General features: G+C 72.9%; 17 protein-coding genes, 1 tRNA gene and 1 pseudogene. 9 read left to right on the top strand and 10 right to left on the bottom strand.

Annotated features, from left to right (window positions below):
- Positions 1-199: 199 nt before the first annotated feature.
- Positions 200-556 carry an STAS domain-containing protein gene (locus C1I99_RS20475; protein ID WP_111135837.1) on the top strand — a complete coding sequence of 119 codons (357 nt, stop codon included), beginning with the start codon at positions 200-202 and terminating at the stop codon, positions 554-556.
- Between the two features lie 9 nt (positions 557-565).
- On the opposite strand, the gene C1I99_RS20480 is transcribed toward C1I99_RS20475, so the two are convergent.
- Complete coding sequence (locus tag C1I99_RS20480) at positions 566-1,960, bottom strand: MFS transporter (protein WP_233512612.1); 1,395 nt, start codon at positions 1,958-1,960, stop codon at positions 566-568.
- 50 nt (positions 1,961-2,010) lie between these two features.
- On the opposite strand from C1I99_RS20480, the gene C1I99_RS20485 reads away from it, so the two are divergent.
- From C1I99_RS20485 to C1I99_RS20500, 4 genes are all read left to right on the top strand, one after another.
- A complete protein-coding gene (locus tag C1I99_RS20485) occupies positions 2,011-2,694 on the top strand; it encodes a FadR/GntR family transcriptional regulator (protein WP_111135838.1) in 684 nt (227 codons plus the stop codon).
- A gap of 39 nt (positions 2,695-2,733) precedes the next feature.
- On the top strand, positions 2,734-3,207 hold the full coding sequence (mscL, locus tag C1I99_RS20490; RefSeq protein WP_111135839.1) for a large conductance mechanosensitive channel protein MscL: 474 nt from the start codon (positions 2,734-2,736) through the stop codon (positions 3,205-3,207).
- A gap of 81 nt (positions 3,208-3,288) precedes the next feature.
- A complete protein-coding gene (locus C1I99_RS20495) occupies positions 3,289-3,537 on the top strand; it encodes a hypothetical protein (protein ID WP_111135840.1) in 249 nt (82 codons plus the stop codon).
- Between the two features lie 45 nt (positions 3,538-3,582).
- A complete protein-coding gene (locus C1I99_RS20500; RefSeq protein WP_111135841.1) occupies positions 3,583-3,951 on the top strand; it encodes a hypothetical protein in 369 nt (122 codons plus the stop codon).
- A gap of 59 nt (positions 3,952-4,010) precedes the next feature.
- Here the strand turns inward: C1I99_RS20500 and C1I99_RS20505 are convergent, their stop codons facing one another.
- Positions 4,011-5,327 (bottom strand): benzoate/H(+) symporter BenE family transporter, encoded by a 1,317-nt coding sequence (locus tag C1I99_RS20505; protein WP_111135842.1) that lies wholly within the window; start codon positions 5,325-5,327, stop codon positions 4,011-4,013.
- Between the two features lie 74 nt (positions 5,328-5,401).
- On the opposite strand from C1I99_RS20505, the gene C1I99_RS20510 reads away from it, so the two are divergent.
- The 3 genes from C1I99_RS20510 to C1I99_RS20520 all read left to right on the top strand — a co-directional run bounded on the left by C1I99_RS20510 (position 5,402) and on the right by C1I99_RS20520 (position 8,196).
- Positions 5,402-5,962, top strand: a complete 561-nt coding sequence (locus C1I99_RS20510) for a helix-turn-helix domain-containing protein (protein WP_111135843.1) — start codon at positions 5,402-5,404, stop codon at positions 5,960-5,962.
- A 175-nt stretch (positions 5,963-6,137) separates the two neighbouring features.
- Positions 6,138-6,857: a PP2C family protein-serine/threonine phosphatase gene (locus C1I99_RS20515; RefSeq protein ID WP_111135844.1), complete on the top strand. Its 720-nt coding sequence runs from the start codon at positions 6,138-6,140 to the stop codon at positions 6,855-6,857.
- Between the two features lie 139 nt (positions 6,858-6,996).
- A complete protein-coding gene (locus C1I99_RS20520) occupies positions 6,997-8,196 on the top strand; it encodes a GNAT family N-acetyltransferase (RefSeq protein ID WP_111135845.1) in 1,200 nt (399 codons plus the stop codon).
- Between the two features lie 132 nt (positions 8,197-8,328).
- On the opposite strand, the gene C1I99_RS20525 is transcribed toward C1I99_RS20520, so the two are convergent.
- From C1I99_RS20525 to C1I99_RS20555, 7 genes and pseudogenes are all read right to left on the bottom strand, one after another.
- On the bottom strand, positions 8,329-9,411 hold the full coding sequence (locus C1I99_RS20525) for an NAD-dependent epimerase/dehydratase family protein (RefSeq protein WP_111135846.1): 1,083 nt from the start codon (positions 9,409-9,411) through the stop codon (positions 8,329-8,331).
- Positions 9,412-9,448: 37 nt separating this feature from the next.
- Entirely contained in the window at positions 9,449-9,745 is a 297-nt protein-coding gene (locus C1I99_RS20530; protein WP_233512613.1) for a hypothetical protein, read from the bottom strand.
- 49 nt (positions 9,746-9,794) lie between these two features.
- Positions 9,795-10,286: an anthrone oxygenase family protein gene (locus C1I99_RS20535; protein ID WP_111135848.1), complete on the bottom strand. Its 492-nt coding sequence runs from the start codon at positions 10,284-10,286 to the stop codon at positions 9,795-9,797.
- A 341-nt stretch (positions 10,287-10,627) separates the two neighbouring features.
- Positions 10,628-10,756, bottom strand: a pseudogene (locus C1I99_RS20540) (tryptophan--tRNA ligase); the annotation flags it as partial.
- A gap of 106 nt (positions 10,757-10,862) precedes the next feature.
- Entirely contained in the window at positions 10,863-11,696 is an 834-nt protein-coding gene (locus tag C1I99_RS20545) for an SCO4651 family lipoprotein (RefSeq protein ID WP_111135849.1), read from the bottom strand.
- Positions 11,697-11,755: 59 nt separating this feature from the next.
- Positions 11,756-11,926, bottom strand: coding sequence for a hypothetical protein (locus tag C1I99_RS32840; protein WP_158554085.1), 171 nt, complete (start codon positions 11,924-11,926; stop codon positions 11,756-11,758).
- A 241-nt stretch (positions 11,927-12,167) separates the two neighbouring features.
- Entirely contained in the window at positions 12,168-12,542 is a 375-nt protein-coding gene (locus tag C1I99_RS20555; RefSeq protein WP_146604002.1) for a TSCPD domain-containing protein, read from the bottom strand.
- A 585-nt stretch (positions 12,543-13,127) separates the two neighbouring features.
- Between C1I99_RS20555 and C1I99_RS20560 the strand changes: the two genes are divergently transcribed.
- Positions 13,128-13,199 (top strand) — tRNA-Lys (locus C1I99_RS20560).
- A 130-nt stretch (positions 13,200-13,329) separates the two neighbouring features.
- Here C1I99_RS20560 and C1I99_RS20565 read toward each other — a convergent pair.
- On the bottom strand, positions 13,330-13,854 hold the full coding sequence (locus C1I99_RS20565; protein ID WP_111135852.1) for an SMI1/KNR4 family protein: 525 nt from the start codon (positions 13,852-13,854) through the stop codon (positions 13,330-13,332).
- Between the last annotated feature and the right edge of the window lie 172 nt (positions 13,855-14,026).

Raw genomic sequence — 14,026 nt, forward strand, 5'->3', positions numbered from 1 at the left:
CCCCGCCACCCGACCTGCCCGCCGGCAGACTTGCTCCGGGCTCCGGGCTCCGGACTCCGGACTCCGGACTCCGGGCTCCGGGCGGTCAACTACTTGCTCCCCGGCAACAGAATGACGGTGGTCACGGGATGAGGGCTCCCGTTCTGCGGTCCACCGTGATGGTGGGATACCGTTTCACCGATAACAGGAGGTCTGGCGAATGTCCTTGACAGTGCACACGGAGCAGCGCGGCGACGTGGTCGTCGTGTCGGTCGCGGGCGAGCTGGACATGGCGACCGCACCGCAGCTGCAGGACCAGATCACCGACCTGCTCGACAAGGGCCGCAACCGGCTCGTGTTCGACCTGGCCGACGTCTCGTTCTGCGACTCGACCGGGCTGTCGGTGTTCGTCCGCGCCAAGAACAGCTGCGACGAGGCCGGCGGCCTGGTCCGGCTGGCCGCCCCGCAGCGGGGGGTGCTGCGCATCCTCGAGGTCAGCGGCCTGGTCGAGGTACTGCACACCTACCCGACGGTCGAGCAGGCCGTCGCCGGCGACCCCACCCCGGCGTCCTCCTGACCGTCCCCCTCACGCCTCGTCCTCGATGTACCGGGGACGGGCGATCGCCACGCCCGCGCCGGTCTGCACCGCGAGGGCCGCGAGCAGAAAGCCGATCGGCGCGACCCATCCGCCGGTCGCCTCGTAGAGGATGCCCACCAGCAGCGGACCCAGGGCCGCGATGACGTATCCGGTGCTCTGCGCGAAGGCGGAGAGCGCGACGGTCCCGTTCGCGGTGCGGGCCCGCAGGCCGATGGTGGTCAGGATCAGCGGGAACGCGCCCTGCCCGATCGCCAGCAGGGCCACCCAGAGCAGCGCCGGCCCGTACGGCGCCAGGGCCAGCCCCAGGTAGGCCAGGGTCGACGCGGCGGTCAGGCCGAACACCAGCGGACGCAGCGTCCGCAACCGGCCGGCCAGCGTCGGCATCAGCAGCGCGATCGGCACGCCGAGCGCGGTCACCCCGGCGAGCAGCAGTCCAGCCGCCTCTGGACGGTAGCCGGCGTCCCGGAACAACTGGGCCAACCAACCCATGATCGCGTAGCCGCTGAGCGACTGCGCGCCGAAGTAGATCGCCATCGCCCAACCGAGCCGGGTGCGCCCGGGCCGGATCCGGATCCGCGGCGGGGCGACCGCCGTCCGGCTGGCCCGCCGCGCGGCCGTCCGGGCCCGCACCGCCAGCGGCACCCACGGGAGTACGGCCACCGCCGCCAGCCCCGCCCACACGCCGAGCCCGACCCGCCACGAACCGAAGGCGTGCGCCACCGGCACCGCGGAGGCGGCGGCCACCGTCGTACCCGTGGTCAGCGCCATGGTGTACGCACCGGTGACCAGGCCGGTGCGGTGCGGGAAGTGCTGCTTCACCAGCATCGGCAGCAGGATGTTCGCCACCGCGATCCCGGCCAGCGCCAGTGCGCTGGTGAGCACGAAGACCAGCGCCGAGTCGGTGACCACCCGCAGCACCTGGCCGGCGGCGAGCGCGGTCATCGCCACCGCCAGCACTCGGGCCGGCGCGACCCGGCGGACCAGCCACGGGGTGAGCGCGCCCAGCGCGGCGAACGCGATGGTGGGCAGGGTGGTGACGAAGCCTGCCATCGTCCCGGAGAGCTCCAGCCCGGTGCGTACCTCGTCGAGCAGGGCACCCAGGCTGGTGACCGCCGCCCGCAGGTTCAGCGCGACCAGCAGCATCCCGACCAGCACCAGCACACCGCCCGCCGCGGGGCGCGCGGTGTCTGCGGTCGCGGTGGCCGAGCCGGCGACGGGCGCGGCCTCCACCGGGGTCGCGGTCGCGGTGGCCGAGCCGGCGACGGGCGCGGCCTCCACCGGGGTGAGCGCCTCCGGCGCCAGGCCCGGCGCCACGTCGACGATCGGCGCAGCGCCGGGGGACGCCACGGGGCAGGCCGGGCTGGCGGTGGGTGGCGGGGTCATACGTCCGAACCTACAATCATGGGATGAATTTTCGGCAGGAGGTGTAACCAGTGCCACCGTCGGTCGATTCCGTCGTCGTGCCGCCCCGGGGCCACCGGGTACGGCAGACGATCGAGCAGCTCCGGGCGCGGATCCTGGACGGCGAGTGGCCCGTGGGCGGCCGGATCCCGACTGAGCCGCAGCTGGTCGCGGCGCTCGGGGTGGGGCGCAACACGGTCCGCGAGGCGGTCCGCGCCCTGGTGCACGCCGGGGTGCTGGAGTGCCGGCAGGGCTCCGGGACGTACGTGGTGTCCACCGACGAGCTGGCGCCGGTGGTGGCGCGCCGGCTCACCGACGACCGGATGACCGAGGTGGTCGAGGTACGCCGTGCCTTCGAGGTGGAGGCCGCCCGGCTCGCCGCGCTGCGGCGTACGCCCGGGGACCTGGCCGCGCTCGACGGCGCGCTCGCCGCCCGCGAGGCGGCCTGGCGCGGCGGCCGGGTCGACGAGTTCGTGGAGGCCGACGCGGCGCTGCACACCGCGGTGATCGCCGCCGCGCACAACGGCATGCTCGCCGGGTTGTACGCCTCGGTCGGCGCGGCCCTGCGCAGCACCGTCGCCCAGTCGATGGGCGACACGCTGGAGCCGGAACGCTACGTCGACCACTCCCGGCTGGTCGAGGCGATCCGGGCCGCCGACCCCGAGCGGGCGGCCCGGGAGGCCGGCGCTTTCCTGGAGTCCCCGGTCAGGGCATAGGTTGTGCCGGACGGAAGACCGGACACCTCGGGAGTACGGATGCTCAAGGGCTTCAAAGACTTCATCATGCGCGGAAACGTCGTCGACCTCGCGGTCGGCGTCGTCATCGGTGCCGCGTTCACGGGCGTGGTCACCCAGCTCACCAACTCGTTCCTCAAGCCGCTGATCGCGCTGATCAGTGTGCTAATCACCGGCAGCGACAAGGGCATCGAGGGCACCGCCTGGGATGTCGAGGGGGTCAAGTTCGACTGGGTGAGTTTCCTCAACGCGCTGATCACCTTCGCCCTGACCGCGGTCGCGCTGTACTTCCTGGTCGTCTACCCGATGAACAAGCTGGCCGAGCGGCGTAAGCGCGGTGAGGAGCCGGCGCCGTCGGCGCCGAGCGAGGAGGTCCGGCTGCTCACCGAGATCCGCGACGCCCTGGTCGCGGCCGGCCACACCACCCCTGCGCAGCGGCGCGGTGCGCTGGACGACGCGCTCGGCCGCCGGGAGGAACCGCCCAGCCCGCGCTGATCCCGGCACACGCACATCGGCCCCTGCGGGAATCCCGCAGGGGCCGCGTGTTCTCGTACGTGTGTTCGATAGAGTCCCGCCATGGAGCAACGGAAGCACTGGTGGAACGGGAAGTGGGGGCGACTGGCCCGGCGGGACGTCTTCCTCCGGGTCGACGGCGACCGGTGGCACGTCGAGCAGCGGGCCGGCGGGTCCGAGGGGGTCTCCCGGTTCTACGAGTACGACAGCGTCGACGAGGCCGAGGAGACGGTCCGGGCGCTGCTCCAGGGCACCGACACCTGGCGGGAGCTCTCCCCCCGCCCACCGGGCGGCTGGGTTCCCCGGGCCTGACCGGGGCGGCGTTTAGCCGGAGCGCGGGCCGGGAACCGCGCCGGAATGGAGCAGCAGGGCACCGAGCAGACCATCTCCCGGGTGACCACCGGAATGCGGGTGATCGACGCCGTCGGTACCGAGGTCGGCACCGTGGACCTCGTCCAGCGGGGTGACCCGAACGCGGTGACCGTGCAGGCGCCGACCGCCGACCCGGGCAGCAGCCTGGACGAGCTGATCGAGTCGACCGCGGTCGAGGAGCCGGACGTCCCCGCCGACCTGGCGGCGCGACTGCTGCACGACGGCTACCTGAAGGTCTCCACCGACCTGGTCCGCACCGGCGCGGTCTATGTGCTCGCCGACCAGATCACCGCCGTCGCCGACGACCGGGTACGCCTCGCCGTCCCGGTCGGCGACCTGCCTACCGAGGAGTGAGCGGACGGCTCGCCGGCCGGGGACGGCGTAGCCGATTCGGCTTCACAGCGCGCGGAGGATCAGTCGGCGCCGGCCCGGCCACCCGGCACCCGGGCAACCACGGCGGGGTCCGGCTCTGCCGGCGCGGCGGACGCGGGCTGCACCGGGGCAGGCTCGCGCCCGGCGGGCACGGCGGGCCCGACAGGCGAGACGGGCCCGACAGGGGCGGCAGACGCGGCGGGTGCGGTGCGGCGGCGGAGGAGCAGGAGCACCAGGATGCCGGCGACCAGGCCCCAGAACGCGCCGCCCACCCCGGCCAGGGTCACCCCGGAGGCGGTGACCACGAAGGTGACCACGGCGGCCTCGCGGGCGGCCGGTTCGGCCAGCGCCGAGGCGAGCGCGGTGGCCAGCGCGCCGAGCAGCGCCAGCCCGGCGACCGCCTCGATCAGCACCGGCGGGGAGAGCGCCACCAGTGCGGTGGCCGCCCCTGCGCCCAGCCCGAGCAGGGCCAGCCCGACGCCGGCGGTCACCGAGGCGATCCAGCGGCGCTCCGGGTCGGGGTGGGCGTCCGGGCCGGCGGCCAGCGCCGCGGTGATCGCCGCCAGGTTGACCGCGTGCCCACCGGCCGGGGCGGCGGCCGCGCTCGCCAGCCCGGTGACCCGCAACGCCGAGCCGAGCGGTGGCCGGTAGCCGTACCCGACCAGCACCGCCGTCCCCGGCACGTTCTGCGCGGCCATCGTGACCAGGAAGAGCGGCAGCGCCAGGCCGACCAGGGCCGGCGCGCTCCAGGCCGGCGCGGTCAGCTCGACCGCCGGGCGCAGGCCGGCGATCCCGAGGCCGGCGACCGGGCTGGTCAGCGCGATCGCCACCACCGCCGCGACCAGCGCGCCGGGCACCGCCCAGCGCCGGGCGAACCGGTGCAGCAGCAGCCAGGCCAGCACCACCGGGACGGCCAGCCAGGGCACCTCCACCAGCGCCCGAACCGGGGCGGTGCAGAGCGGCAGCAGGACCCCGGCCAGCATCGCGCCGGCGACCGGTTTCGGGATCGCCGCGACGGCCCGGCCGAGCGCGGGGAAGAGCCCGGCGGCCACGATCAGCAGGCCCGAGACGAGGAACGCCCCGACCGCCACCGGCCATCCGCCGGGCACCGGACCGGTGGCGACCAGCAGCGCCGCGCCCGGAGTGGACCAGGCGACGCTCATCGGCAGCCGGTGCCGCAAGCCCAGCCAGGCGGCCGAGAGCCCGGACGCGACACAGAGCACGAGCAGCCCGGACGCGGCCTGCGCGTCGGTCGCCCCGACGGCCCGCAGGCCGGCCAGCACCACCGTGAAGGAGCTGGCGAACCCCACCAGCGCGGTCACCACGCCGGCCAGCACCGGTTGCGTCCGTCCGGCCATGCCGCCTCCCCCACCCCGACACCACTCTCCGATCGTTCCGTTTATGGAACGGCGGTGTGTAGCACGATAGCGGGGTGCCCCGGCCCTCACCAACCCGCCGACCCGCCCTCGACCCGGGCGCCGACGCCGTCGGCCGCCGGGTCCGCGCGCTCCGCGAGGAGCGGGGCATGTCACTGTCCACGCTGGCCCGGCTGGCTGGAGTCGGGAAGGCGACCCTCTCCGGGCTGGAGAACGGCACCCGCAACCCGACGCTGGAGACGCTCTACGCGGTCACCGCGCAGCTCGGCGTACCGCTGACGGCCGTGCTTTCCGGGCCGGCCGCGGAACCGACCGTGCGCGGCGCCGCCGTCAGCGCCACGCTGCTGGAGGTCTTCGACGACGCCGACGCCACCTACGAGCTCTACCGGATGCGGGTCGCGCCCGGCCCGGGTCAGCTCTCCCCCGCGCACCAGCCGGGCGTCACCGAGCACGTCACGGTCTTCGCCGGTGTGCTCCGGGCCGGCCCGGCCGACGCGCCGCTGACGGCGGCCGCCGGGGGCCACCTGCGCTGGACGTCGGACGTGCCGCACGTGTACGCGGCGGTCGGCGCGGAGGAGGTCGCCGCCAGCCTGCTGCTGCGCTACCCGCACCGCTGAGCGCCAGGCGGTCAGCGTGGGCACGGGTGGCGACCGGCAACCGGCGACCACCGTGGATTTACCCGGCGGAGAACAGCAGGTCACCGGCCCGCGACCCTGGACACCGGCAGCGATCCCCGACCCGACCCAGTGGTGCGGAGAGACGGCGGGAGGGTTCTCTTGGCAAGCTTGACGCATGACGCTGATCCTCCGCTCGGCCATCCTCAACGACATCGGCCTGGTCCGGACCAACAACGAGGACTCCGCCCTCGCCGGTGACCGTCTCGTCGCGGTCGCGGACGGCATGGGGGGTCTACCCGCGGGCGAGGTGGCGAGCGAGATCGTCATCCGCATCCTGGACGAGCTGAACCCGCCGGCCACCCCCGACGAGGCCACCGACGCGCTGCGCGCCGTGGTCAGCACCGCCAACCAGCGCATCCACGCGGCCATCTCGGTCGACCCCGCCCGCGACGGCATGGGCACCACGCTGACCGCCGCCCTGCTCGCCGGCGACGCGCTGGTGCTGGCCCAGGTCGGCGACTCCCGCTGCTACCTGCTGCGCAACGGCGAGCTGAGCCAGCTCACCCGGGACGACACGTTCGTGCAGGCGCTGGTCGACCAGGGCGCCCTCTCGCCGGAGCAGGCGCGGCACCACCCGCAGCGCTCCCTGGTCACCCGGGCGGTGCAGGGCGCCGACGCCCCGCCCGCGATCGGGGTGCTCACCGTGGTCGCCGGCGACCGGCTGCTGCTGTGCAGCGACGGGCTCTCCGACTACGTCGAGGACGGCGCGATCGCGACGGCACTGAGCATGTACGGCGACCGCCAGCAGTGCGGCGAGCAACTGGTCAAGCTCGCCCACCAGGCGGGCGCGCCGGACAACGTCACCGTCGTGGTCTCCGACGTCGCCGCCGTCTGAGCCGGGCCGGCACCGCCGCGCGGCCGCCAGCACCACCTGCGCCAGCTGCCGCTGAGCTGCCCGCCCCGCCGGTCCACCCTGTCCGGCCCGGTCGCGGAATGCGGTTGCGGCAGCCGCCGCGCGGCGTTGGGATGGGCGGATGGTCATACGCCGGGTGAGCTCCGAGGAACGCCTGACCACCAGCTTCCCCCTGGTGGCGTACGCGTTCGAGAAGTCGCCGCGCACCGCCGCCCGGGCGGCGGAGTTCCGCGACTACCTGCCGTACCACGAGGGCAACCGGACGCTGGTCGTGGAGGAGGACGGCAGCACGCTGGCCGCCGCCTCCGCCGTCCCGATGCGGCAGAACCTGCGCGGGGCGGTGCTGCCGATGGCCGGGGTGGCCGGGGTGGCCACCCATCCGCTGGCCCGCCGCCAGGGGCACGTCCGCGCGCTGCTGCACCAGCTCCTCGACGAGATGCGCGACGAGGGGCACGTGGTGAGCGCCCTCTGGCCGTTCCGGCCCTCGTTCTACGCCCGGTTCGGCTACACCGGGCTACCCAAGCCGCGTACCGCCAGTTTCTCCCCGGCGGACCTGGCCCCGCTGCTGCGGGCCGAACTGCCGGGCGAGGTGGGCTGGGAGCGGATCGCCACCGGCTACCCGGTCTGGCGTGAGTTCACCGAGCGCTGCCTGCGCGAGCGGCACGGCTTCGCCCTCTTCCCCGACTACCGCGACGTCGGGCTGCGGGACCGCGACGAGCACTGGCTGCTCACCGCCCAGGTCGGCGGCGTGGTCACCGGCGCGGTGACCTACCAGATCGACGACCACGGCGGCACCCTGACCGCCGACGACCTGCTGGTCACCGACCCGTACGCGCGGGCGCTGCTGTTGCAGTTCTTCGCCCGGCACGTCGACCAGGTGGCGCGGGTGACCGTCCAGCTCCCCGCCGACGAGCTGCCGGAGCTCTGGCTGACCGACCTGGAGGTGCACGTCGAGGCGCGGGTGGCCCGGCCCGGCTCCGCGGCTCCGATGGCTCGGCTGCTGTCGGTCGACGCGCTCGCCGGGCTGCCCACCGGGCCGGGCCGGGTCCGCGTGGCGCTGACCGGGGACCGCTGGCTGGCCGGGACGTACCTGCTGGACGGGACGACGGGTTCGCTGGAGCTGGTCGGCGGGGCCGCCGCCACCCGCGGCACGCCGCCGACCGCCACGCTGACCGCGGCCGGGCTCTCCGCCCTGGCGTACGGGGTGCTGGACCCGGTGGAGGTGCAGCTCAGCGGGTTGGGCGAGGTGCCGGCCGACGCGGCAACCGAGCTGAGCCGGCTCTTCCCCCGCCACCTCCCGTACCTCTTCGCCGACTTCTGACCGGTGCCCGGCCGCGCCCGGGGACGGCACGGTGCCGGAGGCGTTCGGGAACCGCTCCCGCGGGTCGGTCCGGTCACCGTGGTCGGGTTCGCCGTCCTCCACGAAGGGGCGGGCCGGCCGACCGGCGGTGGGTCAGTAGGGGTTGCTGTGGCCGGCGGGGCGGGCCCTGAGCAGGGCGCCGGGGCGGCCGGGCAGGTCGTGCGCGGCGGACATCGGAGGACTGCCAGTGTGGGCGTGGTCGGCCATGCCGGCGAAGAGTTCCTTGAGCGCGCTGACCGCGTCGATCCGGGGTCGCCAGCCCAGCTCCGCCTCAGCCCGCTCGCTGGACATCAGCGGCGCGTGCAGCGCCAGCTCCACCCAGCCGGCGTCGATCGGTTGCAGCCGCGCCCGCCAGGTCAGCGCGGCGGCGGCGCGCAGCACCGGGGCGGCGACCGGCACCGTCCAGCCGTGGAAGTGCCGGGCGACCAGCTCCGGGGTCAGCACCGGGTCCGCGGCGAGATTGAAGGCGCCGCGGGCGTCACCCAGGATCGCCCGGGCGTACGCGTCGGCGACGTCGTCGGTGTGCACCGCCTGCATCCGAAGCCGCCGGTGGGTTGGCACCAGCGGGATCCGGCCGTACCGGAGTAGCCGAACCGGTGCCAGCGGGCCGAGGAAGTAGCGGGTGATCTCGGTGGCCGCGTCCCGCTGGAAGTTCAGGCCGGGTCGCATCCGCACCACCCGCAGCTGTGGGTGCTCCCGCTCGACCAGGTCGAGCAACGCCTCCACCTCGGCCTTGTCCCGGCTGTACGACGAGGCGGGCACCCCGGTCGCCGGCCAGCGCTCGCTGACCGGTTGGTCCTTCGGGCCGGACGCGTAGGTGCCGACCGACGAGGCGTACACCAGGGCCGGTACCCGGGCCCGGACCACCGCGTCGGCCACCGCCCGGCTGCCGTCGACGTTGGTCCGGTGCAGCACCCCCTGGTCGTGGCTGGGCTGGATCTGCCAGGCCAGGTGCACCACCGCCTCGGCGCCGGCGAAGACCTCGGCGAGCCGGTCGGCCGCGCCCGGCAGGCCGACGTCGCACGAGTGCCACTCCACCTGGTCGTACGGCTCACCGGCGTCCGGTCCGGGCAGCCGGCGGGCCACCCCGACGAGGTCCACGCCGGGTTCCCGGCGCAGCCGGCGCAACAGCGCCGTACCGGCGTTGCCGCTCGCTCCCACCACCACGATCCGCATGCCGCCCCCGTACCCGGTCCGCCGCGCCTCAACCACCTCAGGGGCGGGGTGAGTGGCGCACCCAGCCGCGCTTGTCGTCCCGGCGCCGGCCCTGGGAGGCGGCAAGGCAGCGGGGGCAGATCCAGCCGACCGGGTCGGCCTCGGTGAGCACGTCGGTGGCGGCGTAGTCGAACCGCACGTGCGGAAAGCGGCGCAGCCGGGTCCGGCTCAGCGGGAGCCCGCAGACGGTCTGGTTCTGCCCGGGCAGCCAGCCGTGCACCTCGCCGCCCGGCTCGCGTACGCCATCGGGCCCGATCTCCTCGCCGGAGGCCGCCACCGCCGGGGTGCCGCTCATCCTCATGCCCGACCCGGTTCCCCGCGCGGGCCGACCCATACCTGCCGGCTCAGCCGTCGCGAGTGAGCAGGGCGCCGATCAGGCAGGCGAAGGCCGCCACCGAGGTCACCGTGCGGACCAGGTTCCAGCGCACCCAGGTCGCCTCGAACCGCTCCCGCACCGCCGCCAGGTCGGTGATCCGGTCCACCGGGCCGGCGGCGTCCAGCTGGTCGTTCAGCGGCACGTTGGCCCGCATGGTGACGCCGAGGGTGACCAGGTAGCAGACCAGCGCGGCGACGGTCCAGAACAGCACCGGGCCGCCGCGGGTCAGGTGCAGGGCGGCGGCCAGCGCGATCAGCAGCACCGCACCGAGGAAGGTCGCCAGGAACCAGCCGTTGAGGATCTTCCGGTTGATCGACTGCATGGTGCCGACCAGCGTCCGGTCGTCGGTGGCGGCGAGACCCGGCATCACCGAGCAGGCGTACGCGAAGAAGAGCCCGGCCATCAGCCCGGTGGTCAGGGCCGCCCCGGCGAGGGCGGCGAGGCCCAGTGACTCCGGCATGGTGTCCTCCCGTGTCGGGTACCAGGTGGTGCGGCTCGGCGGCGGCCGCTGTCGAGGATGGTAGGGCTCGGCGGGTGCCGGGCGCTGTCGAGCTGAATCGCTTGTGGCATCAGTCAACCGGCCTTTGGTCGTCCCCGCCAGGGTCAATCCGCTCGACCCCACACGCACGCGTCCACGCCCGCACCGGCGGCGCGCCCCGTGTCGGCTCGTGCCTCGCCGCCGGCCAGCGGTATGCCGTGCGGGCGCCGTGGCCCTGGCGACCTACTGACCACCGACGTCATTAGGTGGATCCGAGGGTATTCGCCGACGCCGCACTCGGGCTGCAGCACGCGGCCCTTGGCGGTTTGTTGGACCTCGCGTCGGGTGCGTTCCGTGCCTTCCACGATCAGTTCGTCGGCCAGGCCCTTGTCGGCCTCGTACCGGGCGCGCCGCTCGCGCATCGGGTCGAGGAACGCGTTCAGCGCGGCGGCATGCAGGAGGAGTATCGAGCGCTGTCGGGGCGGGAGGACGTCCTCCCGACGCGGCACTGCCCAGCCGGTGAGGAGAATCACCGGCGGGGCAGAATCCTGGCTCTGGTCAGTTGCCAGTGGGTAGGTCCTTCAGACCTGCCAGCATCTCGGCGAAGTCAGTAGTCTCCGCTGGGGGCGGCGTCTCGATGTTCACCGGCTTGCCGTAGTCGGTGTAGTCAACCGTCAGATCGCTCATCGTGCCCATGACCATGTGCACCCGGCGCGGCTGGTACTGCTCGTCGACCCAGAGGCCGATTGTGATCTCCTTGACGCCCTGCTTGGCCAGTCCCTGCTCGACGCCCGCCCGCATCTTGGCGTCGAGCTGCCCGAGGTAGGTTGCCACCGGAGCCGTGACGGTGTAGTGGACTGTGCGCGCCCCGTTCACCGTCTCCTCACCGACGACGGTGACTCCCTCGGTGGCGAGCAGCGTCTTGACCTGCTTGGTCGGGTCGATGTCCTCGAACTGCTTAATGTCCATTCCCGCCTGGGCACCCGCGGCGGTCAGGTCCAATTTCATCCAGCGCTTCCCGCCCACGCTCGCGCGGTCCGCCTCTGGGATCTCGACATAGAACATGGTGCCGATCATCCGGACGGTTATCGGGGTGCCATCGGGGCCCGCCGTCGTCATCTCGGCCTTGACCGGGTCGCGCAGGTCCATGACACCCTGCATCGAGATCTTCTCGCCAGCCGCCGTGCCCTGCATCGTCAGGGTCACGGAATCGGTCTTGTCGGTGGTGTCGATCGTCTTCTGCAACGAACCCTTGAGATCACTGGCGAGCAGCTCCAGCACGCTCGGCTGCTTCGGCGCGTCCGACGAGCCTGGCGTCGAGCCGCAGGCAGTCAGAGCGAGCGCCGTGAGCGCGGAGACCGCTAGAACGGCCGTGTTCTTCCACAGTGACACGTGACAGCTTCTTTCCCCGAAGGATTCTGGGGATCTCCCCCCCATAGACGGACGACACGCTATCCCAACCGGTCTAACCTCGGGGCGGCGCCTTCCCCGTCGATCCGGTCCCTGCCTGGCGACGGAGTCATCGCGACGTCGTGTACCGCCGACGGGTCGAAGCCGTTGCCGTAGCGCTGGCCCCAGACCAGATCACGCAGGATCCCCGCGCCGACCCACGCGTCGGGCAACCCCGATCTCCGTACGACGTCGCGGGCGCCCATCAGCTGCGGACAGGCTCGGACCAGGTTCGCAACATCCCTCCCGCACACCCCCACCCTAGGTTCCCGGCCGTCGGCGTCACCCCAGCCGCGGTGGCGGAGCCATGGGGATGAAGGGCTCGCCCGGAGTGCGTCAGCTCGGCTGTCCTGGCGGGCGCCGCGTGCGGGATCCACGCAGCAGCGACCGCACAGCGCCGTAGTTGTTGGACCGCTACACCCCGCGCCCTCGTAGGTCGCCACCGGCGCGGGCGAGCCGGCGTGCGAGGTAATCGCCTAGCGACGTGGCTTCCGGCACCTCGGGGTCGCCGGTACGGCCGGCGGGGGCGTAGCGGGTGTGCCGCAGTTCCGCCACGAACTCGGACACGGGTGCGCCAGCGTGTAGCCCGGTGGTGATCGCGGTCGACAGGGCGTCGGTCAGGCCGGCCAGGGTGGATCCGTGCTTGCCGACGTACAGCTCGACGTGGCCGGGCCGGTCAGCTGCGGCGGCAATGACGAGGCGACCGGGCGTGCCATTCAGGACGAACTCGGTCGTGGTGCCTGCCGTCCGGCGAGGTGCCGGTACCCGAGTTCTCCCAAAGTCCGCCATCGTCGGCTGCTCCTTCACAGTCACGCCTCGCCCGGTGCTGGCGAGGACCTCGACACCGTAGGCAGCCGGGCGGGCCGGCGCCAGCGCGACACGGGCATCCATTCGCACAGGTGAACGAAGACGAGGTCAAGGAGGCAGGCAGTAGTCCGTGGAGCATGGTGCGTCACCGAGGCACATCTTCCTCTGCCGTGCGCCGGGATCGTGTCGTCGAGTTGCGGAGTGCCGTGGCGATAAGGTGCGACCGCGTCTTCCGCCAGGCCCCGGTCCATTGACGCGAGGCGGACCGCCCGCGAGACGGTCGAGGAGGCCGGGTTCGAAGTGGGCTTGCTGACTCCGACCGTACGAGATCCTCGCCGAGAACGGCTCCTACCACTTCGTGATGTTCGCCTTCCGCGCTGCGGCGGCGACGCGCGTAACAGCGGGCGGGCAACACGTGGACACGTGTCCTCAGCACGAGGCGCCGCCGGACCCGTTGACCAGACCCCGGCCCTCTTGGGTGCATGCGGCAGCAGGCTAGAGTCCTGCCAGAGCGCGCTCAGCCGGACGTCAACTCGGAGGCGGCCTTCGGGTAGCCTGTGGCTCAACGGGCCGTTAGCTCAATGGCAGAGCTGAGGACTTTTAATCCTTAGGTTCAGGGTTCGAGTCCCTGGCGGCCCACTCAACCGCAGGTCAGCGGCCCTGACCGGGCTTCCGAATGCCGCGATCAGGGCCGGTACAGCAGCGAAGTACAGCAGTAGGCCATTCGTCGATCGAGCCTGGCCGAGCCGCCTACCTGCCCTTCACGCTGCTATCGGCACATCGAGTCGATCAGCTCCTCAAAGCCGGGGAACTCTTCCCGCGCTGCGGTGATGACCTCGTCCGCCGACTTGCGATGTGACGGCGCCCAGCGTTCGGCGATCTCCGTGAGGCGGGCATCCCTGCGGGGCTCATGTTCGTGATTGGGGTATTCCGTCGCCTCCCAGGGGCCGAAACCGTCAGCGAGAAGCCAGAGATAAGTCCACAGGTTCTGCGCGACGACTCCTATTTCACCCTCTGACCCGAGGAACACCACGGGTTGCTGCTCAAGTGGTTCACCGGGACGCACCAGCCAGAAGGCGGCGTTGCCACCGGTGCCGTCCTGTCCGAAGACCCGGAACTCGGCTCCGTCGAGCCCTTGGTTGCCCGTCCACGCCCGCCACCAGTTGGCCCATTCGCGTTCATCCAGGAAGTCGGGGTACGGCTCGAAGTCAACGCCGGCCCCGTCCCTGTAATCGAAGCCGACTGCATGAGCTTCGGACAGCGGAGTCGGCAAGGTACGACGATCGTCTTCCACGGCAGCACTCTAAAGGATGTCTCGTAACTCGGTGAACGCGTTGCCGTTCAACGGTGTCGGCGTCATCCGGCGAGGATGATGTTGTGGAGGTTGGCAACGCCGGAAGCGGTGTCGGCCAATGTTTTGGCGGCGCGGCGATAGTCCCGCAGGATCTTGAAGGTCTTCATGCGGG

It is taken from the genome of Micromonospora deserti, from assembly GCF_003236335.1.
In the GTDB taxonomy this organism is placed as follows: Bacteria; Actinomycetota; Actinomycetes; order Mycobacteriales; family Micromonosporaceae; genus Micromonospora; species Micromonospora deserti.